Genomic DNA, 21,425 nt, shown 5'->3' with positions numbered 1-21,425 from the left:
GATATACATTAGCACTAAGCTAGTTAGCGCAATGCAAATTACGACAATATAAATTGCGGCTAAGCTAGGTTTCATTGACGAGGGGAGTGGACATGACCGATCTGCGACAGGTCTTCGATGACCTGGTGAGGTTCGAGACGATGCTGTGGGCCGCGGTCGACGAGCGCCTGCAACGCGAGAGCGAGCTCAGCCTCGGGAGCTTCAACGTGATGCTGATCATTGATTCCACGCCGTCGTGCAGGGTGTTCGACATCGCCCAGGCTGTCGTCATCACCGTCGGGGGAGCCAGCCAGGCCGTGGACCGTCTCGAGAAGTCCGGGTGGTGCATCCGCACGCCGCACCCCACCGATCGCCGTTCGTCCGTGGTCGAGTTGACCGCCGAGGGCAAGAAGCTGTTCGACCGGGCAGCGCCCGTCTTTGACGATGAACTGCAGCGCCTGCTGGGGTCTCCACTCGCGGCGACCGGCCGCGCCCACCTGGCCGAGGGACTTCACACGCTTCGTGGCTCAATCGCGAAGCGTGCGGCGGTGACCGAGTGAGCGAGCTGCGCGCGCTTGCCATCGATATCGACGGCACTCTCATCGATTCGCGCAAGCAGATCATGCCGTTCACGGCATCGGAGATCCACCGCGTGGTCGAGGAGCACGACGCGCACCTCATCCTGGTCACCGCGCGCAGCCCGCAGTCGACGGCGGTGATCGAGGAGCGGCTCGGCATCCCGGCCTCGTACGCGACCTTCGGCGGCTCACTCGTCGAGGCGCGCGAGCCCGACGGTCGCTTCACGCAGCTGAAAGCTGTGCCGCTGCTCGACGACGACGTGCGGAAGATGCTCGAGGTCGCGAGCACCTTCGACGTACACACCGGCGTCTACACGCGAGACGTCTGGCACGTGAACTCGCTCGAATACTGGGGCATGCGCGAGGCCCGCAACACCTCCGTCTGGCCGGTGGTCGACGAAGTCGAGCGAGTGGTCGGCAGCTCACCGCTGTTCAAGGTGATGTTCCGTGGCGAGGCAGAACCGCTGAACGAGCTGGCGGATGCGCTGGGCGCGCTCGGGACGTCGACCTACGCCCACCACCTGAAGAACATGATCGAGGTCGTGGCGTCCGGAGCGGTGAAGCTGCCGGCGCTGGAGGCGCTCACGCGGCATCTCGGCATCGGGCTAGAGCAGGTGATCGCGTTCGGCGACACCTCGGCCGATCTCGACATGCTCGCCGGCGTCGGCGTGGGCTACCTCATGGGCAACGCGAGCTCCGCTCTCACAGTGCCGGCGGGAGTGCGGCGTGCGCTCTCGCACGACGAAGAGGGCATCGGGGTGGCGCTCAGGAAGCACTTCCCGAGCGACGCGCCGTTCCGCACCTAGGCGCGCCGATCGGCGGCGCTGGGCCCTCAGCGAGGGAGCACCTCGCCCCATCGTCGAATCGGTTCTCTAATTTCCTTGACACGTTCTGATTTAGCGCAATATGCTGCATCGAATCGGTTCGAAGGGGAGTCATGGCGACCATAGGTGATGTGGCCCGGCACGCGGGAGTCTCCCGCAGCACGGTGTCCTACGCCCTCACCGGGAAGCGGTCCATCTCGGCGGAGACCCGCGAACGCATCCAGGTCGCCATCGCGGAACTCGGCTTCACCCCCAACGCCGGCGCACGCGCACTCGCCACGTCGCAGACGATGGTCATCGGGCTGTTCGTGCACTTCTTCGAAGACGAGTTCTCGCCCGCGATGCTGCAGTATGTTCTGCCGATCTCGGATGCCGCGCGCGAGGCCGGATACGACATCCTCATGGTGACCGAAACCGACGGGCCGCAGGCGCTTCGCCGCATCACGAACTCAGACATGGTCGACGGGATCGTGCTGCTCAACGTGGCACATCGAGACAAGCGCATTCCGGTTCTGCAGGCCGCCCGCCAGCCGGGCGTGCTCGTGGGGCTCCCGGCCCATGCCGACGGCATCGACGTCTTCGACCTCGACTTCGAGGAATCCGGCCGCATGCTCGTTGACCACCTGCACGAGCGCGGTCATCGCGACATCATTCTCATCACCCCGCAAGAGCACGTCTTTGAACGCGGTGGCGCGTACGCCTGGCGATTCCGGGATGCGGCGCTCGAGCGCGCATCCCGCTACGGCATTCGGGTGTTCTCGATCGACGGTGTCACTCAGCAGCCCGGCGTCAATCGACAGATCAACGACATCCTGGATGGGCACCCCGAGGCCTCGGCGATGATCGTGCACAACGACGCGACGATCGCCGCGCTGCCGAGCGTGCTGCACGACAGGGGAGTGCGGGTTCCCGACCAGCTCTCGGTCGTCGGCATCTTTTCTGAAGACTTCGGTCGGTTGTTCTCACTGCCATACACGGCGGTCGAGACGTCGCCCGATGAACTGGGCCGCAGTGCGGTTCAGGCTCTGGTTCGCCGGATGGGGAAGTCTGGTTCCGCAGTGGAACACGACATCCGTCTCATCGAGCCGCACATCACGGACCGGGGTAGTACCCGATAACCCGCGTCACGACGTGGGCTCTTTTCTACCCAAAAATCGAACCGGTTCGACAACAGCACCATCCGATCCACGTACCGTTCAGAGAGGAATTACCTGTGGACATCAATCGAAAGTTCAAGGCCGTCGGCACAGTGCTCTTGGCCGTCGGCATGGCAGCCGCCACCCTCACGGGGTGCTCGTCGACTCCCGCCAGCTCGGGCGCGAAGGCGTCGTACACGTTCTGGGATCCGTATCCCCAGTACGACGCCAGCTCCGCCTGGGCAAAGGTCATCGCCAGCTGCGCCTCAACCGCGGGCGTGACGGTGAAGCGCACCGGCTACGACACCAGCGACCTGACCAACAAGGCGCTTCTCGCCGGCCAGCAGAAGAACTCGCCCGACATCCTTCTCATCGACAATCCCGTGATCTCGACGCTGGCGGATGCCGGACTTCTGACCACCACGGACGAGAACAAGCTTGTCGTCGGCGACGTCGCCAAGAACATCCTCGGAGCGGGTGTGCTCGACGGCAAGACCTACGGTGTGCCGATCGGAGCGAACACGCTCGCGCTGTACTACAACCCCACGGTGCTTGCGGCGGCGGGCGTCGACATCGCGAGCGTCACCGATTGGGACTCCCTGACCGCGGCTCTCGCCAAGGTCACTGCCGCGGGCAAGAAGGGCATCACGTTCTCGGCGATCGGCACAGAGGAGGGCAGCTTCCAGTTCCTTCCCTGGTTCTGGGGATCGGGTGCTGACCTGACCCACCTCGACTCCGACAAGGCCGTCTCGGCTCTGACGCTGTGGAAGGACTGGGTCGCCAAGGGCTATGCGCCCAACTCGGTCATCAACAACACCCAGACAACCTCGTGGCAGGAGTTCCAGACCGGCGACTTCGCGTTCGCGGAGAACGGCACCTGGCAGAAGGCCGACGCGGCGAAGATGAAGGACCTCGTGGTTCCGCTTCCCGCCGCATCCGGTGGACCGGCGCCCGCGCCGACGGGAGGCGAGTTCCTCAGCATTCCGGTGCAGAAGGATGCGTCTCGCTACGCCGCCTCGGCCAAGATCGTCGCGTGCATGACCTCCACCAAGAACGTGGTCAACACCGACAACTCGCTGAACTACATCGCTGCCAGCAAGGATGCTCAGGCCGCGCAGCTCGCGGCGGACAGCTCGCTCAAGCCCTGGGTCGATGCGGTGCAGGTGGCGCAGGCGCGCACCGGGAACAACCTCGGCACGAAGTACCCGAAGATCTCTGAGCAGCTCTGGGGTGCCGTGCAGAAGGCGCTCACCGGCAGTGCGACGCCCGCGGATGCCCTGAAGGCAGCCCAGGCAGCGGTCAAGTAGCGCGGTTGCCGCAGGAACACCGGGAGGAGATCATGACCGCACAGACGCAAGGGCGGCGGCGAACACGTCGCCGCGGCGGCTGGACCGCGTGGGCGTTCATCGCTCCGGTCGTGATCTACCTCCTGGTGTTCTACGCCTACCCGCTCGGGCGCAACGTCGAGCTGAGCCTGCGCGACTACACCGTGCGCTCCTTCATCGACGGCACTGCTCCCTTCGTCGGCCTCGAGAACTACGTCAAGGTGTTCGCGAGCTCCACCTTTGGCCCCGCGCTCACAAACACCGCCCTGTTCGTGGGGGTGTCGATCCTCTTCCAGTTCTCCATCGGCCTCGCGCTCGCCGTGTTCTTCTTCAAGCACTTCCCGCTGGGCGGCGTGCTGCGCGCACTGTTCCTCGTGCCGTGGCTCCTTCCCCTCCTCGTCTCGGGCTCCGCCTGGTCCTGGATGCTCAACAGCGATTCCGGGATCGTCAACGCCTTTCTCGAGGCGGTCGGCATCGGTCACATCAACTGGCTGACCTCGCCACACTGGTCGCTCGTCGCCGTGCTCATCGCCAACATCTGGATCGGCATTCCGTTCAACCTCGTCATCCTCTACAGCGGCCTGCAGAGCATCCCGGGCGAGGTGTACGAGGCGGCGTCGATCGACGGTGCGAACGGCTGGCAGAAGTTCTGGCGCATCACCTTTCCGCTGCTGCGACCGGTGTCGGCGATCACCGTGCTGCTCGGCCTGGTCTACACGTTGAAGGTCTTCGACATCATCTGGATCATGACGCGGGGCGGCCCGTCCGATTCCTCCACGACCTTTGCGATCTGGTCGTATCGACTCGGGTTCGGCTCGCTGTTGCCCGACTTCAGCCCCGCGGCCGCGGTAGGCAACCTCCTCATTCTTGTCGCCCTCGTCTTCGGGCTCGTGTACGTGCGAACCCAGCGTCGATTGGATCCCTCCTGATGCGCGCTCGGTCCTGGTGGAAGACCGCCGTCGGCATCATCCTGGCCGCGATCATGCTGTTCCCCGTCTACTGGATGATCAACGTCTCGCTGACGAAGGCGCAGAACCTGCGCAAGAGTCCGCCGAACCTGATTCCGCTCGACCCGACCTTCGAGGGCTACCAGCGCGTGCTGCACGAGCAGTTGCCATTTCTCGGCACGAGCCTCGTGATCAGTCTGGGCACGGTCATCCTGACCCTCGTGCTCGCGGCGCCGGCCGCGTACTCGCTGGCCAAGCTGCGACCTCGAGGGGGAGGCGGCCTCAGCTTTGTGCTGCTGATCGCGCAGATGATTCCGGCGATCATCATGGCGATGGGCTTCTACGTCATCTACCTCAACCTGGGCCTGCTGAACTCGGTGCCCGGGCTCATCCTCGCCGACTCGACCATCGCCGTCCCGTTCGGCGTGCTCATCTTCACGGCGTTCATGGCCGGAATTCCCGATGAGCTCATCCAGGCGGCGACGATCGACGGGGCTTCCACCTGGCGCACCTTCGTTTCGGTGGTGCTGCCTGTCAGCCGCAACTCGATCGTCACCGTGTCGCTGTTCGCCTTCCTCTGGGCCTGGTCGGACTTCATCTTCGCCACCACTCTCGACGGTGGCGGGGACTTCCAGCCGGTCACCCTCGGGATCTATCGCTACATCGGCAACAACAACCAGGAGTGGAACGCGATCATGGCCACCGCCGTGGTTGCGTCGATCCCTGCCGCGGTGCTGCTCGTGCTCGCCCAGCGTTATGTCGCGGCCGGCGTCACAGCCGGCGCGGTCAAGGATTAGCCCTCACCCTCTCGACCTGAAAGGTCACACTATGTCACCGCGCACCGGTGTCGATTTCGACATCGCCGAGATCCCGTTCAGCATGCGGGGGTCGTGGCTCGACCTGTCGCCCGTCGTCGCGCTGAACAATCGGCAGGACGACATCCACCTCGTCAGCCACCAGTCGGGCATGCACGGGATACTGCGCCTGGTTCCCGAGCGGGACGGAGCGCGGGTGAGCACCGAGAACTCCGCCACCCCGGCGACCCTCGCCTGGCGGGACGAGGAGGGGGGGCGCATCGAGGCGGTCTTCGAGTCGCTCGATACGATCCGACTCCGCGGACAAGGACTGCAGCTGCGCCTCGCCGACGCGGGAGGCAAGCTCACGCCGTTCACCGGAACCTTCCTGTTCCGCGACCCGAGAGACGGATCCGCGATCTTCACCTCCTATGAGAGCGGTCGCCGTTACCGGGTGACAAGCATCAGCGGCGAGCTCCGATTCGACGGCGCGGAGGCGCTCGGCGCGCACTCCCGTGCCGTCATCGCATCCGGCGCGGACGGCTGGGAGCTTGCGGTCGAGGAGTTCGAGTCGGCGCGCGTGCCGTATTCGACCTCCAACAACTTCGAGGCGCTCGTCGCTCGGTCAGCCGCGGCCTTCGACGACTACGCCGAACTTCACAGCAGCTGGCGCGGCGATGCTCCGGATGCGGCGGAACGCGCGGCCTACGTGCTGTGGTCGGCCACGGTCGCGCCCAGGGGATTTCTGCGGCGCGAGTCCGTGCTGATGTCCAAGCACTGGATGGACAAGCTGTGGAGTTGGGATCACTGCTTCAACGCCTTTGCCTTCGCGCCGGCGGATCTCGACGCCGCGATGGACCAGTTTCTCGCCCCCTTCGACCTGCAGGATGCCTCCGGTGCGCTGCCAGACTCCATCACGCACTCCGAGGTGCTGTACAACTTCGTGAAGCCCCCGATTCACGGCTGGGCCTTCACCCGGATTCGCGAGCGCGCGAACAGCGAGATCGACCGGAGCGTCGTGGAGGAGGTCTACCTGAAGCTCGCTCGCTGGACCCGCTTCTGGCTGGACTTCCGCCGCGCTCCCGGCCACGCGCTCGCGCATTACCAGCACGGCAACGACAGCGGATGGGACAACTCCACCGCATTCGACAATGACCGCGTGATCGAGTCGCCGGACCTCGCGGCCTTTCTCGTCATCCAGCTGGATGTGCTGGCCGAACTGGCGACGGAACTCGGCGTCGAGGGCGCAGAGGAGTGGGCCGACGAACGCGACACGGTGCTGAGCGCCCTGCTCGAGCTGTGGGACGGCGAGCACTTCTTCGCGCGCTCAGTCGAGGATGGCCGCAGGAGCAAGACCACGAGCCTGCTCACCCTGCTGCCGATCCTCGCCGCGAAGTACCTCCCGACCGAGATCACGACCAAGCTCGCCGCGGACATCGCGGAGCACGTGACCCCGTGGGGCCCGGCCACGCAGCGCCTCGACTCGCCGGAGTACGAATCCGACGGCTACTGGCGAGGCCCCATCTGGGCGCCGTCGACCGTCATCATCGAAGACGGGCTTCGTCGCGCCGGCCACGTCGAGCTCGCCGACCGCGTCAGCGAGGGATTCCGCTCGCTGTGCGAGAGGTCGGGCTTCGCCGAAAACTTCGACGCCGTGACCGGAGAGGGACTCCGCGATCGCGCGTATACCTGGACCGCCAGCGCATACCTGCTGCTCGCCCACGAGGCGTCTGTCAGGCGGCCGACCAGCCGCCATCCGACGGCAGGATGACGCCGTTGAGGTTTACGCCGTCGTCGCTCAGCAGGAAGGTGATCGAGGCGGCGAGCGCATCCGCCTCGGCGGCATCCGGCAGCAGGCTCATCGCGAGACGCACCCGCTCCGCGCCGAGTTCGGAGGCGAAGGTCGCCTCGATGTTCGTGATGGTCGCGCCGGGCGCCACGGCGTTCACCCGGATGCCGCTCGGCCCGTACATGAACGCGCTCGACTTCGTGAGTCCCACCACCGCGTGCTTCGAGGCGGTGTAGGCGGCGCCGGCGGCCGAACCGCGCAGCGCGGCCTCCGATGCGGTGTTCACGATCGAACCGGATGCCTGGGCCAGCATCGCGGGCACGACCGCCCGCATGAGACTCATGGTTCCGGCCACGTTGATGGCGAAGACGCGGTTCCATACCGCGTCGGCCACCTCGTGCACCGGAGTCATGTCGTCCATGATCCCGGCGATGTTGGCGAGGCCATCGATGCGTTCGCCCGCGGCGGCCACGATCGAAGCAACGGCGGCGTCGTCGGTGATGTCACCCGCGACCGGCACGATGTCGTGCTGCGGAAGTTCGGCCACGAACTCGTCTAGGCGCTCGCGGGAGATGTCGACCGCGATCACGCGGCCGCCCTCGCGGGCAATGCGGGAGGCCGTGGCGCGACCAATGCCGGAACCCGCGCCGGTGACGATCACCGTCTTGCCGGAGAAGCGTCCATCGGTGACCTTCTCCACCCAGGGCTCGGGCTCTGGCGCGGACGGCGCTGCTGCTGCCTGCTGGGTCTCGGGGGCTGCTGCAGCGGCATCCGTCGACGGCGCGGGAACATCGCCCGCCTCGACGCGGCGAACCAGCTCGTCGATCATCTCGGTGCTGAACTGGCCCTTGCTGAGCGCGACGAGTCGCTTGAGGGCGAGACGGCTCACGGGGCGGAGCACGTCGGCATTCTGACCGGCCTGCGCGAGGAGCTCGCGGATGATGGGGCCGCCCACCGGGTGTTCGAGCCAGGTGGAGATGGATGAATCTCCGCTGAGGCGGTCTGTGTTCTTGGCCATAATCGCGTGTCTCCTTCGGTGAGCCGTGCATGCGCCGGCACTCACGGTGCTGGCTTCAGCATACCGGACAACACTGTCCGGTAGTAAGATTCAGCGATGCCGACCACAGCAAAAACGAATCGTGGTCCAGCCGCCGGGCCCGCGAATAGGCACGCCCTCATCGTTGCCGCTCGCGAGGTGTTCGCCGAGCTCGGGCTGAATGCTCCGCTGAGCGCCGTCGCCAAGCGCGCGGGCGTGGGGCAGGGGAGTCTCTACCGGCATTTTCCCGACCGCATCGCGCTCGCCACGGCGGTCTTCGATGAGAACGTCGGGGCGTTCGAGAGGCTTGCGGACGAGCCCGATTCCACCCTGCGCGAGCTCTTCGACCTCGTGGCCGAGCAGGCGATCGCCTCGACCGCGCTCATCGATGTGATCGTCTCCGCGCCAGACGATGAACGCACGGCTGCGCTCGGCATCCGGGTGGCCGCGGTGATCGATCGGATGCTCGTGCGGGACCAGGAGGAAGGAATCGTCGGCACGCACATCGCCACCGATGACATCATGCTCGCGGTGTCGATGCTCGCCTTTCTGCTCTCCAAGACGGATGCGGCGGAGCGCGAGCCCGTCGCCACTCGCGCCCGCGCGCTCTTCCGCCTCGCCTTCGCGGTGCGGTCGGGAGACTAGCCGCCCGGGCGCACGATCCGAACGTAGTCGAGCTATCCTTTGAGGAACCAGCGATTGGGGTCGGCGTGCGATTTCGGATAACGAACAATGCGACCAAAGTGGGCTACGTCGTGGCCTCCTACCTTGTTGCTCTGCTTGTGGCGCTCGCGGTGACTTTCACCGCGGGTCCCGCTACGCTGGCCGCGTCGTGGGCCATCCTTCTCCTTGTCTGCGTCGGACTCGCGGTGCGCAGCTTTCGTGGGGAGAACGAGTCGAAAGATCCTCCGAGAGCCTGGTGGCGGATGACCGCTCGCCCTGCATCCGGCTTTGTCTTTGCCCTGTTGTTCTTGGTGCAGGGTCTCTCGCTCGCGATGTTTACCGCGCGACCGAGTGAGTTCCTCGTTGCGATTCTGAACCTGATCGTCGCGGCGCTCTTCCTGCACTCGTCGATCCGACTGCGTGCCGCCGTGCACGCAAAGTGAGGACAGTTGTGACGTCCGTCGTCAACCAGTCATTCGCGCTCCGGAGTGCCAGGTAGCGGTTGAGCGCGCCGAGGTGGTGCGAGGCATCACGCACGATCGCTTCATCTGTTCGGCTCACAGTGTGCATCCGCGTGAAACCGCGGGTGTCAGCCGCGGAAGTAGTACCCCGCCTCGAAGTCCTCGAGAAGCGTCGGATGGGTGGGCTTCCAGCCGAACTGCTCCTGCGTGATCGTGCTCGACGCCGGACTGTCGAGACCGAGGAAGCGACCGAGCCAGTCGAAGTGGTCCACGGCATCCTCGGGATCGATGCTGACGAGGGGCAGGTCGAGGTGCCGGCCGATGATCTCGGCGATGTCGCGCAGTCTCACTCCCTCGTCGCCCACGGCGTGCAACACGGAGCCCGCCGGAGCATCCTCGAGCGCGATGCGGAACAGGTGCGCCGCGTCCAGGCGGTGCACCGCGGGCCAGCGGTTCATGCCGTCACCGACGTAGCCGGAGCTGCCCTTCGCGCGGTCGATCCCGACGAGGGTGGCCATGAAGCCGTGGTCGCCCTCGCCGTGAACGCTCGGCGAGAGCCGAACGGATGCTGAGCGCACACCGCGCTCCGCGAACCCGAGCAGGGTGTGCTCGGTGAGGATGCGCGGCGACCAGGCCGTCGCGGGATCCGGCCGGTCCGTCTCGGTGGAGACCGCACCCAGGATGCCGGAGGCGATCACGAGCGGACGCCCGGTTCCCTCGAGCAGATCTCCGAACAGCTGCACGGCCGCGAGATCGACGGCCGCCGCATCCTCGTGGGAGTTGAAGTCGTGGATGAACGCGGTGTGGATGACGCCGTCCACGCCCTCGGCACCCGCGCGCAGGCTGTCGTGGTCGGTGATGGAACCGAGGCGCACCTCGGCGCCGGCCGCCTTGATGGCCGCGGCAGAGGCATCCGACCTGGCGAGGCCGACGACCTCGTGGCCGGCGGCGATGAGTTCTGCGGTGACGGCCGAGCCGATCCAGCCCGAAGCACCTGTGACGAAAACACGCATGAGAAGAACCTCCTGATGACGCCGGGCTGCTCCACGCCGGATGCGCGAAGGTACGATGTCAGTTACTGACATCAACGATACACCTGATGTCAGTCGCTGTCATCCGGTACCATCGAAGCATGGGTCGATGGGAACCGGATGCGCGCGGCCGCCTGCAGCTCGCGGCGCTCGAGCTCTATCTGGAGCACGGCTACGAGCAGACCACCGTCGCCGAGATCGCCGAGCGCGCAGGTCTCACCGAGCGCACCTTCTTCCGCCACTTCTCCGACAAGCGCGAGGTGATCTTCGACGGTCAGGACGAGTTTCGCGCGATGTTCGTCTCGGCGATCGCCGAGGCTCCGGATGACGCGACGCCGCTTCAGGCGGTCACCGCAGCGCTCCACGGCGCTGCCGCCCAGTTCGAGCCCCGCCGCCCGTGGAGCCTGCAACGGCAGCGGGTCGTCGGCGCGAACCCGAGCCTGCAGGAGCGCGAGCTCATCAAGCTCTCCGGCGTCGCGACTGCGATCGCTGCGGCGCTGCGCGACCGCGGCGTCGCCGAACCGACCGCGAGCCTCCTCGCGCAGGCCGGAATGGGCGTCTTCCACGTCTCCTTCGCTGAGTGGATCCGGGCAGACAACACTCGCCCGTTCAGCGAGATCATCGACGAGTCTCTCGCCGTGATGAACGGGGCGTTCGCCGGATAGCGCAGCTGCAGGGCGTCAGCCGCGCTGCAGCAGCGCCGTCATCGCACCGGCGACGGTCTCCTCCGGGTCGCCCGCTGAGGTGGCGGAGCGCCAGGCGACCACGCCATCCGGACGCACGATCACCGCGCCCTCGGGCTCGATGCCGTAGGCGCGGGCGAAGGCGTTCGAGGCGTCGACGGCATCCGCGTTCGGGCCAACGGTGTATGGGCGCAGCGGAACCGCGTTGCGGCTCGCGACCGCCTTCGCGGCGTCCCGCCATGCCTCGCCCTGAGCGCCGGCGAGCAACACGTAGGAGTCCTGGAACAGGTCGTGCACGGAACGGGAGGAGCCGTCGACCACGACGTCGAGGTGTGGCGCGCGAGAGCCGACATCCGTCAGGGGTGCGCGCGGATCGACGACGTCACACTCGCCGCTGGCCGGCACGGACTGCTGCTTCGGATCGATCAGCGCTGCGGAGCGGTAGACCGTGCCGAGCTCGATGGACTCTGCCGGTCGAGGCTCGGCGAGCGGCTTGGCGTCGAGGGTGGCGCGCTCGGCATAGCGCCCGGCGTAGATCGAATAGGCCTGCTCCATCGTCATGAGACTGGCCGGCCTGCGCTCGGCGTCGTAGCTGTCGAGGAGGGCAGGTGCCGCCTCCCCCTTCAGTACCATGGCGAGCTTCCACGAGAGGTTGTGCGCATCCGCCACGCCCGTGTTGCCGCCCCAGCCGCCGGTGGGGGGCATGGTGTGCGCCGCGTCGCCGGCGAGGAAGACGCGGCCGGAACTGTAGCGCTCGGCGGAACTCGCGGAGGCCTCCCAGCGCTGCACGCTCGTGATCTCGACCGGCTCGTCGTTCGCGCATCCGAGTGCAATGCGCACGTACTCGCTGCAGCGTTCGTCGCTGAGGTCCGCGATGAGGTCGCGCTTCTCGCCCGTCTCCGGGTCGTTCACCGAGAAGATCGAGAGGAAGCCGGCCTGGCCATCGAGGGAGAAGCGGAAGAAGCCGAGCAGGTTCGGATTGAGCACGTAGATCACGCTGAGGTTGCGATCACCGATCATGTCCTTCATGTCCGCGCGGAAGTAGATCGTGATGCACTCCGAACTGCCGTGGCCCTGCATGGCGATCCCGAGCTGGTCGCGGATGCTGCTGTGCGCGCCGTCTGCGGCCACGAGGTACTGCGAGCGCACCGTCTTCGCCTCGCCCGTCTCGCGGGAGGTGATCGTTGCGGTCACGCCGTTGTCGTCCTGGGTGAAGTGGGTGAGTTCGGTGCCGAAGCGGTGCTCGGCTCCCCGCTCGGCCGCGGCCTTGCGCAGCACGGGCTCGAGGCTCACCTGGGTGATGAACAGGCGCGGGGTGGCGCTGAGGTCTTCGACGCCCTCGTTCCAGGACTTGTAGAAGTACTGCAGCTCCTTGCCACACAGGCTCTCGACCGCGACGATCGCGCCGTTCTGTTCGAAGTCGAGTGCCGCCGTCTTCTCGACCTCATCCTGAATGCCGGCGTGCCGGAAGATCTCCATGGTGCGCTGATGGAACGACGCTGCGCGCGGGTGGATCGCGGTGCCGGAGTGCCGTTCGACCACGAGGTTCTCGATCCCGTACGAGGAGAGAAGCAGTGAGGTCGTCAGCCCCACGAGGCTGCCTCCCGCAATCAGAACCGGCACCTGAAGGTCGGATGGTGAGGCAGTTTCGTTGGACATAATCGACTCCATTGTTGATCGGCTGTCAGCACACGGAGGAGGGACGCGCAGTCGGGAGGTCCGCTGGGTGGCTCTTTGCATTATCGATTCGAGCCGCGGTCGCTGTCAAGGATTAGTGAACAGTCTGTGTACTGGCAGCGATCACGTGCCGCGGCGAGTCTAGTTGTGCGAACCCCTCGTTAACAAGGGCAAGCGGCGTTCAGCACAGCAGACGCACGGCGCTTCGGTTATCCACAACGTGATCGACCTCTCGCCCCGTGCGTCGAAGTGCCGCTAGATTTGCGCGCGGAAGTCGCTCACCCCGAGCGCATCGCTTTCTCCTGACGAGGACCTGTCTTGGCTATTCCTGCGAGCTCATTCCAATTGCTCTTCTATCTCGCCCTACTAGTGCCTGGAGTGGTTTTCGCCGCCGTTCGAGTCCAGCTAAGGGGAGTGCGCGCGGCGGATCGGTCAGTCGGCGCACGGGTACTCGAGGCGATCGTCGCGAGCGCGATCTTCGATTCTGTTTACGCGGTTGTTTTCTCCGGTGAAGTGTCGATCGCGCTGCTTGACCTTCACACCTATCCAGCGCGGAACGTGGTGCCCGTCGCTTTCGTCTTCCTCGTAGGCGGTGTTCTCGTGCCGTACACCGCGGCGTGGATAATATACGGGCAAGTCCCCTTTCTCGAGAGACCGACGCGTCTTTGGGCCGAGCGGATCCGACCGCACCTCACCGGGTCGCAAGAAGCCAGTGACACGCCCACGGCCTGGGACTTCGGTAGTAAGACCGTGCGGGAGGGGTGGGTGCGTGTTCGAATCGCGGAAGGCGTCTGGGTTGGTGGCGTGTTTGACGAGCGAAGCCGCTTTGCGACCTATCCGGAATCGCGCGATCTGTTCATTGCCGAGCAGTGGAACATCGATAAGGGGGGCAGGTTCGTGTCAGTCGTGTCGGGAACGCAGGGACTTTGGGTAGCAATCAGGGATGACTACGTGGTCGAATGGTTACTGGACGAAGAGGATGAAAATGTCAGTGAACTTCAGCAATAAGGGTGCGAGTGAGCTTGGGGCCCGGCCTGGTTCGTCTTCGCGCGTGCAGGAAAGCGGCAAAGCGGGACAACCTCGCAGCACCGGCATTCGTCCCTCCAATCCTCCGCGCGGCGGAAGCGGAGTCACTCCACCCGCTGGAGTTCGACGTCCGGGCACTTCTCGCTGAGGCGACGAGCCCAGCTCCCCCGTAGTTACAGACAGAGCGGGCTACCGGATGCGGTACTTCTCCGCGTCGCTCTCCCGCAGGGTCAGGCCGTTGCCTGGCTCGTCTCGCGGGGTGATCGTGCCTCCGCTCGGGTCGAGGGTGCCGTCGAAGAACATCGTCTCGATGCGCACGTGGTCGTGAAACCACTCGAGGTGCCGCAGGTTGGGAGTCGCCGCAGCAACGTGGGCGTGCAGGTGCGGGCCGCAGTGCCCGGAGACCTCGAGGCCGAAGCTTGCGGCGACGGCCGCGGCGCGCAGCCACTCGGTGATGCCGCCGCAGCGGCTCGCGTCCACCTGCAGGCAGTCCACGGACTGCGCCTGGCACATGCGGCGAAAGTAGGTGAGGTCGAAGCCGTACTCGCCCGCCGCCACGTCGGCAGCGACGGCGTTGCGCACCTCGCGCAACCCGTCGAGATCGTCGGACGAGACCGGTTCCTCGAACCAGTGCAGTGCCACGTCTTCCGCGGCGTGCGCGATGCGGATGGCCTGGCCCCGGCTATAGCCGCCGTTCGCGTCCGCGAACAGCTCCGCCTCGTCGCCGATCACGGAGCGTGCCTGCCGCATCCGCGCGAGGTCGCGGTCGGGCTTGGTGCCCCAGGACTCGCCGATCTTGATCTTCACCCTCGGGATGCCCTGCTCGCGCCAGCCGCCGAGTTGCTCGGCCAGGCGTTGCTTCGAGTAGGTGGTGAAGCCGCCGCTGCCGTAGATCGGAACGGCCTCGCGCACCGCGCCGAGCAGGCGGTGCAGCGGGAGGCCGAGGAGGCGCGCCTTGAGGTCCCACAGCGCGATGTCCACGGCAGAGATCGCATAGCCGATCGCGCCCTGCCGACCGCTGTTGCGCACGGCCTTCACCATCTCGTCGAATCGGGCACCGACATCCAGTGCGCTGCGGCCGACGACGAGCGGCGCGAGCGTCGAGGTGACGACCGGACCGCACTCCGCTGCGCCGTAGGTCCAGCCGGTGCCCACCGTGCTGCCGCTCCTGGCCTGCACGAGCACCATCGTGGTGGAGTTCCACTGCACAGTTCCGTCGGCCTCCGGCTCATCCGTGGGCACCGTGTAGACGCGTGCCTCGACGGAGTCGACCGCGGCATCCGTCGGCCGCTCAGTCATGCTGCTTGCCGCCGAGCAGGTCGTCCTGCAGTTGCTCGAGTGACTTGTCCCTCGTCTCCGGCACCTTCCAGGCGAAGAACGCGATCGCGAGGATTCCGAGGAAGCCGAAGATGAAGAACGCACCCTGCCGTGTGACCAGCGAAATCAGCGTGAGGAAGGTGCCGGCGACGAGGAAGTTCGCCGCCCAGTTCAGCACGGTGGCGAGCGACATCGCCTTGCTGCGGATGCCCATGGGGTAGATCTCCGCGATCATCAGCCAGAACACCGGCCCGAGCCCCACCGCGAACGAGGCGATGTAGACGATCAGAGCGACAAGGGCGAGGTAGCTCGCGTTCTGCTGCAACCACGGCGAGGCGAAGAAGACGCCCAGGAAGATGATCGCCACGGTGAGGCCCACGGTGCCGATGAGCAGCAGGCGGCGACGCCCGATGCGATCAAGCAGCAGCACCGCGATGATCGTGAACACGACGTTCGTGACCCCGACAAACACCGTCTGGGTGATCGAGGCGCTGTTGGTGAGCCCGGTCTTCGACAGGATCGTCGGCGCGTAGTAGATGACCGTGTTGATGCCCACGAACTGCTGGAAGATCGCGAGCCCCGCGCCGACCCAGATGAGCGGGCGGATGTTCGGCTTCAGCAGGTCGCGAACGGTCGTCGAGCTCTCCTTGCGCTGCGCATCGCGCACCTCCTCTATCTCCTGCTCGATGTCGGCGTCCGGATCGCTGCCGCGCAGTTTCTGCAGCACCGTGCGCGCCTCGTCCTCCCGGCCGTGCTCCAGCAGCCAGCGGGGCGTGTGCGGCACCATGAGCATCCCGACCGCGAGCGCCGCACCGGGAATGGCACCGACCCCCAGCATCCACCGCCAGCCGTCAGGCACCGACGAGAACGCGAAGTTCACGAGGTAGGCGAGCAGGATGCCGGAAGTGATCGCGAGCTGATTGAACGAGACGAGGCCGCCGCGCACTCGCGGGGGAGAGACCTCGGAGATATAGAGGGGAGCGACGAAGGATGCCGTGCCCACGGAGAGTCCGAGCAGGAAGCGGAAGAAGATGAGCATCGGGATCGAAACGGCGAAGGCGCAGCCTAGGGCACCGATCACGTAGATGCAGCCGGACATCACCTTGGTCCACTTGCGGCTCATGCGGTCGGCTAGATACCCGGAGGCAATCGCGCCGACGATAGCGCCGAGCAGAAGCACCGAGACGATCCACTCCTGCGCGACATCGTTCGCGTGCAGGTCTTTCTTCAGATAGAGCAGGGCGCCGGAGATCACCCCCGTATCGAAGCCGAACAGTAGGCCGCCGATGGCAGCGATGATGGAGATGCGCAGCAGCATGCCGTTGCCGCTGGCACGCATGCCGCTGATGAAGTTGCTCATGATCTGCTCCTTCTCTATTTGGCGGGCTCGTCCTCCTGGCCGATCCCGAGCGTGCCCCGCACGCGTTCCACGCCCTCCACGAACAGCGACTTTGCGGTGTCCTTGATCACGGCAAGTCCCTCGGGGTCGCCCTTCAGCAGCGCCAGCCCGGTGTTCTTCGCGTACTCGAGGGCGATGTGCGGCGGCAGCGGCGGCACGTTCTTGCTCGTGTGCGCGTCGATGAGGGTGACGCCACGGTTGGCGAACGCGGCGTCCCAGGCGGGCGCAACCTCGTCATCCGTCGTCACTCGGATGCCCGTGAAGCCGAGCAGTTCGGCCCACCCCGCGTAGTCCACAGACTCGACGTTCTGAGAGGTCGACCACAGTGGATTCGCATCCTCCGTGCGCATCTCCCACGACACCTGGGTGAGGTCGTCGTTGTGCAGCACCATGATGATGAACTGCGGATTGTCGCCCCACTTGTCGAGGTACTTCTTGATCGTGATGAGCTCGTTCATGCCGAGCATCTGAAAGGCGCCGTCGCCGATCGTGCACACCACGCAGCGCTCCGGATAGGCGAACTTCGCCGCGGTGGCATACGGCATCGCCGCGAGCATGGTGGCTAGCCTGCCGGAGAGGTCGCCCAGCATGCCCTCGCGCAGCAGGATGTGGTGGCCGTACCAGTCGGCGGTTGAGCCGGCATCCGCGGTGACGATAGCGCGCGGCGGCAGTCGCTTATTGAGCTCGAAGTAGACCCTGCGCGGGTTCACGCCGTCGTCGTAGCTCGCCATCGCCTGGGCTTCCATCTCGCTGCGCCACTCGACCATCCCGTCCGCGACCTCCTGCTGCCAGGCGAGATCGGACTTCTGCTCGAGCAGCGGGGTGAGCGCGGCGAGCGTGTGCTTCACGTCGCCCCACAGGTTCAGCTCGGTCGGGTAGCGCAGCCCCATCTGGGCGGGCTTGAGGTCCACCTGGATGGCGCGAGCCTGGCCCGTCGCGGGCAGGAACTGACCGTAGGGGTAGTTCGTTCCGAGCATAACGAGGGTGTCGCATCCGCTCATCTGGTGAACGCTCGGAAGGCTGCCGAGGAGGCCGACCTGCTGCGAGTGGTATGGCACATCCGCCGGAACGACCTGCTTCGCCCGCAGCGTCGTGATGATGCCCGCACCGGCAAGCTCGGCCGCGCGCAGCACCTCCTCGGTTGCGCCGTTCGACCCATGCCCGACCAGGAATGTGACCTTGGAGCCCGCGTTGATGATCGCCGCGGCGGCCCGGATGTCGTCATCTGGCGGCGTGATCCTGATCGACGGGGCCACGGCGCTCGATCGTGACACCCAGTTCTCGGGGGTGGGCGGCACGAACTCCATGCCCTGCACGTCGTGCGGCAGGATGACGACCGCGGGCCCGAGTTCGACCCGCGCCATACGGAACGCGGTGTCGACGACCGCCTGCGCCTGCTCCGGCGAGACGACCGTCTGCACGTAGACCGCGACATCCGAGAGCGCGCGTTCCAGGTTGCTTTCCTGTTGGTTGGAGGTGCCGAATGCGTTGAGTCCCTGCTGGCCGACGATGGCGACGACGGGTTGGTTGTCCATCTTTGCGTCATACAGCCCGTTGATCAGGTGGAAGGCACCCGGGCTCGAGGTGGCCATGCAGACTCCGACCTCGCCGGTGAACTTCGCGTGCGCGGTGGCCATGAGCGCACAGATCTCCTCATGGGTCGGCCGGATGTAGTCGAGCCCCTCGCCCTCGCGCTCCGCTCGCCCGAGGGCTCCGTCGAACTCTCCGATGCCGTCGCCGGGGAAGCCGAAGACGCGGCTCACGCCCCACTCCCTGATCCGCTGGATGACAAAATCGCTGACGTTCGTCACGGTAAAACTCCCTTGTTCGATGCTTCGATCAGCCGATCGGCGGCGCGCGCCGCGACGGCCATGATGGTCAGTGCCGGGTTTGCGCTGCCCTGGGTGGGCAGCACGCTTCCGTCGACGATGAGCAGGTTCGGCACCGCGAAGCTGCGGCAGTCGGCATCCACCACGCCCTCCTCCTCGCTCGCGGCCATGCGGGCACCGCCCACGAGGTGCGCGTAGCGGTTGATCGTGATCACCTCGTCGGCACCGGCGGCCCTCAGGATGTCCTCCATCACCGAGGTCGCGGCCTTCACGAGGGCGCGATCGTTGTCGCACTGGCTGTAGTCGAAGCGCGCGATCGGCATGCCGTGGCGGTCCTTCTCCTCCGCCAGCACGACGCGGTTGTCGGGCTGTGGTAGGAACTCGCACAGCGCACCGAGGCAGGCCCAGTGCACGTAGTCGCTCATGTACTTGCGCAGGTCCGCACCCCAGTAGCCCTGGGCCATCACGTGCTCCGCCCAGGTGATCGGCAGCGGTGAGACCGTCTGGATCGAGAAGCCGCGCTTATAGGGCTTGCCGGGTTGCGTCTCGTAGAACTCCTCGGAGCTCACCTCGGGCGGCGGCCCCTTCCACATCCGCACCTCACTCTCGAAGCGACCCGCGGTCTGCGGCGCACCCTGAACCATGAGGTTGCGGCCGACCTGGTCGAAGTCGTTGCAGAGGCCGCGGGGGAAGCGGGCAGAGGTGGAATTCAGCAGCAGTCGTGGCGTCTCGATCGAGTATCCGGCCACGGCCACCATGGCCGCGCGCTGAACGTGCTCCACCCCGTCCCGCCAGTAGCGCACACCCGTCGCTCGACCCGTGCGCTCGTCGATCTCGATGCGGGTGACCATGGAATCGGGCCGCACCTCCGCGCCGTGGGCCAGGGCATCCGGAATATGGGTGATGAGCGGAGAGGCTTTCGCATTCACCTTGCAGCCCTGCAGGCAGAATCCGCGATAGATGCAGTGCGGGCGATTGCCGAAGCGACCGTTCGAGATCGCGACGGGGCCAACCTGCGCGCCGATTCCGGCGGCGAGAGCACCACGCTGGAACAGCTCACCGTTGCCCGAGACCGGATGCGGGCGCTGCGGATAGTCGTGCGGGTCGCCCCACGGCCAGTGGTCGCCGGCCACCGGCAGTTCGCCCTCGATCGCCTCGTAGTACGGCTTGAGGTCCGGATACTCGATTGGCCAGTCGGCGCCGACGCCGTCGCCCGTTCTGGTGTGGAAGTCGCTCGGGTGGAACCTGGGCGTGTAGCCGGCGTAGTGGATCATCGAGCCGCCGACGCCGCGGCCGGAATTGTTGGAGCCGAGCGGGACGGGGTCGTTGCCGCCGATCTCGCGCGGCTCGGTCCAGTAGAGGCCGTGCGAGCCGGCTTCGTCGCTCACCCAGTCCGCCTCGGGGTCCCAGAAGGGCCCGGCGTCGAGGGCGACGACGCGCGCTCCGGCCCTCGCCATCCGCTGGAGCAGGGTCGAGCCTCCCGCGCCGCAGCCGACGATGACCAGGTCGACCTCGTCATCGTCGCGATAGTGGCGCATGTTCTGGCGTAGCCGCGGCTCGATGCGGGCACCGTCCGCGGTCATCAGCCAGGCGGACTCGTTGCGTTCCCTGACGTCCATCATCGCCCGGCACCTCCCCTCGCGTCGTCGTGCCTTATCGGGTCCGCGGGATGCGCGTCGTGCACCTCGATGCCCTCCAGTCGGTCGACGCCGAGGTTCTTGTACCCGCGCGGGTAGGCGGGGCCGTCGAAGCCGATCTCGTTCCAGGCGAGCGGATGCGAATAGAAGGCCGTGCAGGCATAGCGCGTCCACAGGCTCCACACCTGCTGTGCGCTCATGCCGTGCCACAGTTCCGTGCCGAGCTCGTGAATCGCCCGCAGCAGGTCGCTCTGCTCATCCCAACTGCACTCGGCGAAGACCTGGCCGTAGCGATCGGTGCTGTCGTCGTCGAGGGCGGCCAGCGTCTGGCGCCAGGCCTCGGCATCCGGAGGCATGGTCTGGTAGTGCCAGCCGTCCGTTTCGCCCGCGGCGATGCGCGCATCCACCATGTTCATCACGGGCACGCGCGGCTCCTCGGGCTGGTAGAGCAACTGGTCGAAGAGGGCGCTCGCCGCGTGCTGTTCCGTCTCGCTGAAGAACCGCGGATGCGGGAGCGGGCGCAGTCGGGCCAGCACGGTTTCGCGGGTTCGACCGTCCCAGTGCTGGGCCTGGCTCGTGACGTCGAAGCCGGGAAAGCGGGCTCCGCCGTTCGTCGGCCCCAGCGGCAGCGCGGTCACTTCTCGCGCCGCAGGATCGCGGCGAGCACGCCCATGCCGCCGACGAGCGTGACGAGGAGGGGCGCCATCAGGGGTGGCCCCATCTCCATGTTGTAGCGAAAGTTCTTCCACCCGCCCGGCTTCTGCCGGATGCCGCGGCCGTGCAGCCAGAGTCCCTGCAGTCCGTTCGCGATGATCGTCGCAGAGACGACGGGCAGCACGGTCTTCGCGGCGCGGTGGCTCACGACGCCGAGCACGCCGGCGGCGGCGCCGACGGGCCCGAGCACCACCGGGACCCACATCCACTTGTTGCCGAAGCTCGCCTTGTCGTGTTCGAAGAAGATCTCGGCCGCGGTGACGACGGCACCGCCGGCGGTGAGTGCTGACAGGCTGCGCTCGAAGCGGCCGGTTCGCACATTTCGCACGAGACGATCGATGCCGTGCTGTCCCACCGGTCGTGCCTGTCGCGTTCGCACCCTGAGTCCTCGCCTTCCGACCATGGGAGGGGCGAGCGTTTCGTCCGGTCATCGACACGGCCTGCTTTTTCACCCTGCGCCCGACTTGCGGGGTAGCTCAACCCCGCAACGGTCTATGCGAAGCAGACTTTCGGCTCGCTCGCACCGCGTTCCCAGACATCGCACGATTCGCATCCAGCGGGCGTACCCTGCACGGTGTCA

Annotated in this window: 20 protein-coding genes; 11 read left to right on the top strand and 9 right to left on the bottom strand. The window is 66.4% G+C overall.

The genetic code is table 11. The annotated features are described in order from the left end of the window. The first annotated feature begins 92 nt into the window (after positions 1 to 92). The 7 genes from ABUA37_RS03060 to ABUA37_RS03030 all read left to right on the top strand — a co-directional run bounded on the left by ABUA37_RS03060 (position 93) and on the right by ABUA37_RS03030 (position 7,354). Positions 93 to 539 (top strand): MarR family winged helix-turn-helix transcriptional regulator, encoded by a 447-nt coding sequence (locus ABUA37_RS03060; RefSeq protein ID WP_349897645.1) that lies wholly within the window; start codon positions 93 to 95, stop codon positions 537 to 539. Further along, positions 536 to 1,363 carry an HAD hydrolase family protein gene (locus ABUA37_RS03055; protein WP_349897644.1) on the top strand — a complete coding sequence of 276 codons (828 nt, stop codon included), beginning with the start codon at positions 536 to 538 and terminating at the stop codon, positions 1,361 to 1,363. Before ABUA37_RS03060 ends, ABUA37_RS03055 begins: the two co-directional genes overlap by 4 nt. Before the next feature lie 131 nt (positions 1,364 to 1,494). Then, the gene (locus ABUA37_RS03050) at positions 1,495 to 2,499 is read left to right on the top strand and encodes a LacI family DNA-binding transcriptional regulator (protein WP_349897643.1); all 1,005 of its coding nucleotides are present in this window, start codon (positions 1,495 to 1,497) and stop codon (positions 2,497 to 2,499) included. A gap of 95 nt (positions 2,500 to 2,594) precedes the next feature. Then, complete coding sequence (locus ABUA37_RS03045) at positions 2,595 to 3,824, top strand: sugar ABC transporter substrate-binding protein (RefSeq protein WP_349897642.1); 1,230 nt, start codon at positions 2,595 to 2,597, stop codon at positions 3,822 to 3,824. Between the two features lie 32 nt (positions 3,825 to 3,856). Then, the gene (locus ABUA37_RS03040; RefSeq protein WP_349897641.1) at positions 3,857 to 4,771 is read left to right on the top strand and encodes a carbohydrate ABC transporter permease; all 915 of its coding nucleotides are present in this window, start codon (positions 3,857 to 3,859) and stop codon (positions 4,769 to 4,771) included. Then, complete coding sequence (locus ABUA37_RS03035) at positions 4,771 to 5,586, top strand: carbohydrate ABC transporter permease (RefSeq protein WP_349897640.1); 816 nt, start codon at positions 4,771 to 4,773, stop codon at positions 5,584 to 5,586. The genes ABUA37_RS03040 and ABUA37_RS03035 overlap by 1 nt, the downstream gene beginning before the upstream one ends. Positions 5,587 to 5,617: 31 nt before the next feature. Then, positions 5,618 to 7,354, top strand: coding sequence for an amylo-alpha-1,6-glucosidase (locus ABUA37_RS03030; protein WP_349897639.1), 1,737 nt, complete (start codon positions 5,618 to 5,620; stop codon positions 7,352 to 7,354). Here the strand turns inward: ABUA37_RS03030 and ABUA37_RS03025 are convergent. Beyond that, positions 7,317 to 8,390: an SDR family NAD(P)-dependent oxidoreductase gene (locus ABUA37_RS03025; RefSeq protein ID WP_349897638.1), complete on the bottom strand. Its 1,074-nt coding sequence runs from the start codon at positions 8,388 to 8,390 to the stop codon at positions 7,317 to 7,319. The genes ABUA37_RS03030 and ABUA37_RS03025 overlap by 38 nt on opposite strands. A gap of 96 nt (positions 8,391 to 8,486) precedes the next feature. Here ABUA37_RS03025 and ABUA37_RS03020 point away from each other — a divergent pair, with 96 nt between their 5' ends. Both ABUA37_RS03020 and ABUA37_RS03015 read left to right on the top strand, forming a co-directional pair. Next, on the top strand, positions 8,487 to 9,053 hold the full coding sequence (locus ABUA37_RS03020) for a TetR/AcrR family transcriptional regulator (protein ID WP_349897637.1): 567 nt from the start codon (positions 8,487 to 8,489) through the stop codon (positions 9,051 to 9,053). Positions 9,054 to 9,151: 98 nt separating this feature from the next. Further along, positions 9,152 to 9,514, top strand: coding sequence for a hypothetical protein (locus ABUA37_RS03015; protein ID WP_349897636.1), 363 nt, complete (start codon positions 9,152 to 9,154; stop codon positions 9,512 to 9,514). Between the two features lie 146 nt (positions 9,515 to 9,660). On the opposite strand, the gene ABUA37_RS03010 is transcribed toward ABUA37_RS03015, so the two are convergent. After that, entirely contained in the window at positions 9,661 to 10,545 is an 885-nt protein-coding gene (locus ABUA37_RS03010; RefSeq protein ID WP_349897635.1) for an SDR family oxidoreductase, read from the bottom strand. A 119-nt stretch (positions 10,546 to 10,664) separates the two neighbouring features. Between ABUA37_RS03010 and ABUA37_RS03005 the strand changes: the two genes are divergently transcribed. Beyond that, positions 10,665 to 11,228 (top strand): TetR/AcrR family transcriptional regulator, encoded by a 564-nt coding sequence (locus ABUA37_RS03005; protein WP_349897634.1) that lies wholly within the window; start codon positions 10,665 to 10,667, stop codon positions 11,226 to 11,228. A gap of 15 nt (positions 11,229 to 11,243) precedes the next feature. Here the strand turns inward: ABUA37_RS03005 and ABUA37_RS03000 are convergent, their stop codons facing one another. Continuing rightward, positions 11,244 to 12,905 (bottom strand): FAD-dependent monooxygenase, encoded by a 1,662-nt coding sequence (locus tag ABUA37_RS03000; protein ID WP_349897633.1) that lies wholly within the window; start codon positions 12,903 to 12,905, stop codon positions 11,244 to 11,246. A gap of 336 nt (positions 12,906 to 13,241) precedes the next feature. Here ABUA37_RS03000 and ABUA37_RS02995 point away from each other — a divergent pair, with 336 nt between their 5' ends. Further along, positions 13,242 to 13,931: a DUF6338 family protein gene (locus tag ABUA37_RS02995; protein WP_349897632.1), complete on the top strand. Its 690-nt coding sequence runs from the start codon at positions 13,242 to 13,244 to the stop codon at positions 13,929 to 13,931. A 207-nt stretch (positions 13,932 to 14,138) separates the two neighbouring features. Here ABUA37_RS02995 and ABUA37_RS02990 read toward each other — a convergent pair whose 3' ends face one another. From ABUA37_RS02990 to ABUA37_RS02965, 6 genes are read right to left on the bottom strand one after another with little or no spacing between them, the layout of a single operon-like run. Then, the gene (locus ABUA37_RS02990) at positions 14,139 to 15,248 is read right to left on the bottom strand and encodes an enolase C-terminal domain-like protein (protein WP_349897631.1); all 1,110 of its coding nucleotides are present in this window, start codon (positions 15,246 to 15,248) and stop codon (positions 14,139 to 14,141) included. Beyond that, positions 15,241 to 16,626, bottom strand: coding sequence for a sugar porter family MFS transporter (locus ABUA37_RS02985; RefSeq protein WP_349897630.1), 1,386 nt, complete (start codon positions 16,624 to 16,626; stop codon positions 15,241 to 15,243). The genes ABUA37_RS02990 and ABUA37_RS02985 overlap by 8 nt, the downstream gene beginning before the upstream one ends. Positions 16,627 to 16,640: 14 nt before the next feature. Beyond that, positions 16,641 to 18,476 (bottom strand): thiamine pyrophosphate-requiring protein, encoded by a 1,836-nt coding sequence (locus ABUA37_RS02980; protein WP_349897629.1) that lies wholly within the window; start codon positions 18,474 to 18,476, stop codon positions 16,641 to 16,643. Further along, positions 18,473 to 20,116 carry a GMC family oxidoreductase gene (locus ABUA37_RS02975; RefSeq protein ID WP_349897628.1) on the bottom strand — a complete coding sequence of 548 codons (1,644 nt, stop codon included), beginning with the start codon at positions 20,114 to 20,116 and terminating at the stop codon, positions 18,473 to 18,475. Before ABUA37_RS02975 ends, ABUA37_RS02980 begins: the two co-directional genes overlap by 4 nt. Further along, on the bottom strand, positions 20,113 to 20,769 hold the full coding sequence (locus ABUA37_RS02970) for a gluconate 2-dehydrogenase subunit 3 family protein (protein WP_349897627.1): 657 nt from the start codon (positions 20,767 to 20,769) through the stop codon (positions 20,113 to 20,115). The genes ABUA37_RS02975 and ABUA37_RS02970 overlap by 4 nt, the downstream gene beginning before the upstream one ends. Then, entirely contained in the window at positions 20,766 to 21,224 is a 459-nt protein-coding gene (locus tag ABUA37_RS02965) for a hypothetical protein (RefSeq protein WP_349897626.1), read from the bottom strand. The genes ABUA37_RS02970 and ABUA37_RS02965 overlap by 4 nt, the downstream gene beginning before the upstream one ends. Positions 21,225 to 21,425 lie beyond the last annotated feature (201 nt).

Origin of the sequence: Parafrigoribacterium soli (genome assembly GCF_040227235.1) — a bacterium.
GTDB lineage: Bacteria > Actinomycetota > Actinomycetes > Actinomycetales > Microbacteriaceae > Parafrigoribacterium_A > Parafrigoribacterium_A soli.
This window is presented reverse-complemented; position numbering and strand designations above follow the sequence as displayed.

Coding starts and splice junctions, on each gene's coding strand:
- ABUA37_RS03060 (WP_349897645.1), top strand. CDS start 93: ATGACCGATCTGCGACAGGTCTTCGATGACCTGGTGAGGTTCGAGACG.
- ABUA37_RS03050 (WP_349897643.1), top strand. CDS start 1,495: ATGGCGACCATAGGTGATGTGGCCCGGCACGCGGGAGTCTCCCGCAGC.
- ABUA37_RS03040 (WP_349897641.1), top strand. CDS start 3,857: ATGACCGCACAGACGCAAGGGCGGCGGCGAACACGTCGCCGCGGCGGC.
- ABUA37_RS03035 (WP_349897640.1), top strand. CDS start 4,771: ATGCGCGCTCGGTCCTGGTGGAAGACCGCCGTCGGCATCATCCTGGCC.
- ABUA37_RS03030 (WP_349897639.1), top strand. CDS start 5,618: ATGTCACCGCGCACCGGTGTCGATTTCGACATCGCCGAGATCCCGTTC.
- ABUA37_RS03025 (WP_349897638.1), bottom strand. CDS start 8,390: ATGGCCAAGAACACAGACCGCCTCAGCGGAGATTCATCCATCTCCACC.
- ABUA37_RS03020 (WP_349897637.1), top strand. CDS start 8,487: ATGCCGACCACAGCAAAAACGAATCGTGGTCCAGCCGCCGGGCCCGCG.
- ABUA37_RS03010 (WP_349897635.1), bottom strand. CDS start 10,545: ATGCGTGTTTTCGTCACAGGTGCTTCGGGCTGGATCGGCTCGGCCGTC.
- ABUA37_RS03005 (WP_349897634.1), top strand. CDS start 10,665: ATGGGTCGATGGGAACCGGATGCGCGCGGCCGCCTGCAGCTCGCGGCG.
- ABUA37_RS03000 (WP_349897633.1), bottom strand. CDS start 12,905: ATGTCCAACGAAACTGCCTCACCATCCGACCTTCAGGTGCCGGTTCTG.
- ABUA37_RS02990 (WP_349897631.1), bottom strand. CDS start 15,248: ATGACTGAGCGGCCGACGGATGCCGCGGTCGACTCCGTCGAGGCACGC.
- ABUA37_RS02985 (WP_349897630.1), bottom strand. CDS start 16,626: ATGAGCAACTTCATCAGCGGCATGCGTGCCAGCGGCAACGGCATGCTG.
- ABUA37_RS02975 (WP_349897628.1), bottom strand. CDS start 20,116: ATGATGGACGTCAGGGAACGCAACGAGTCCGCCTGGCTGATGACCGCG.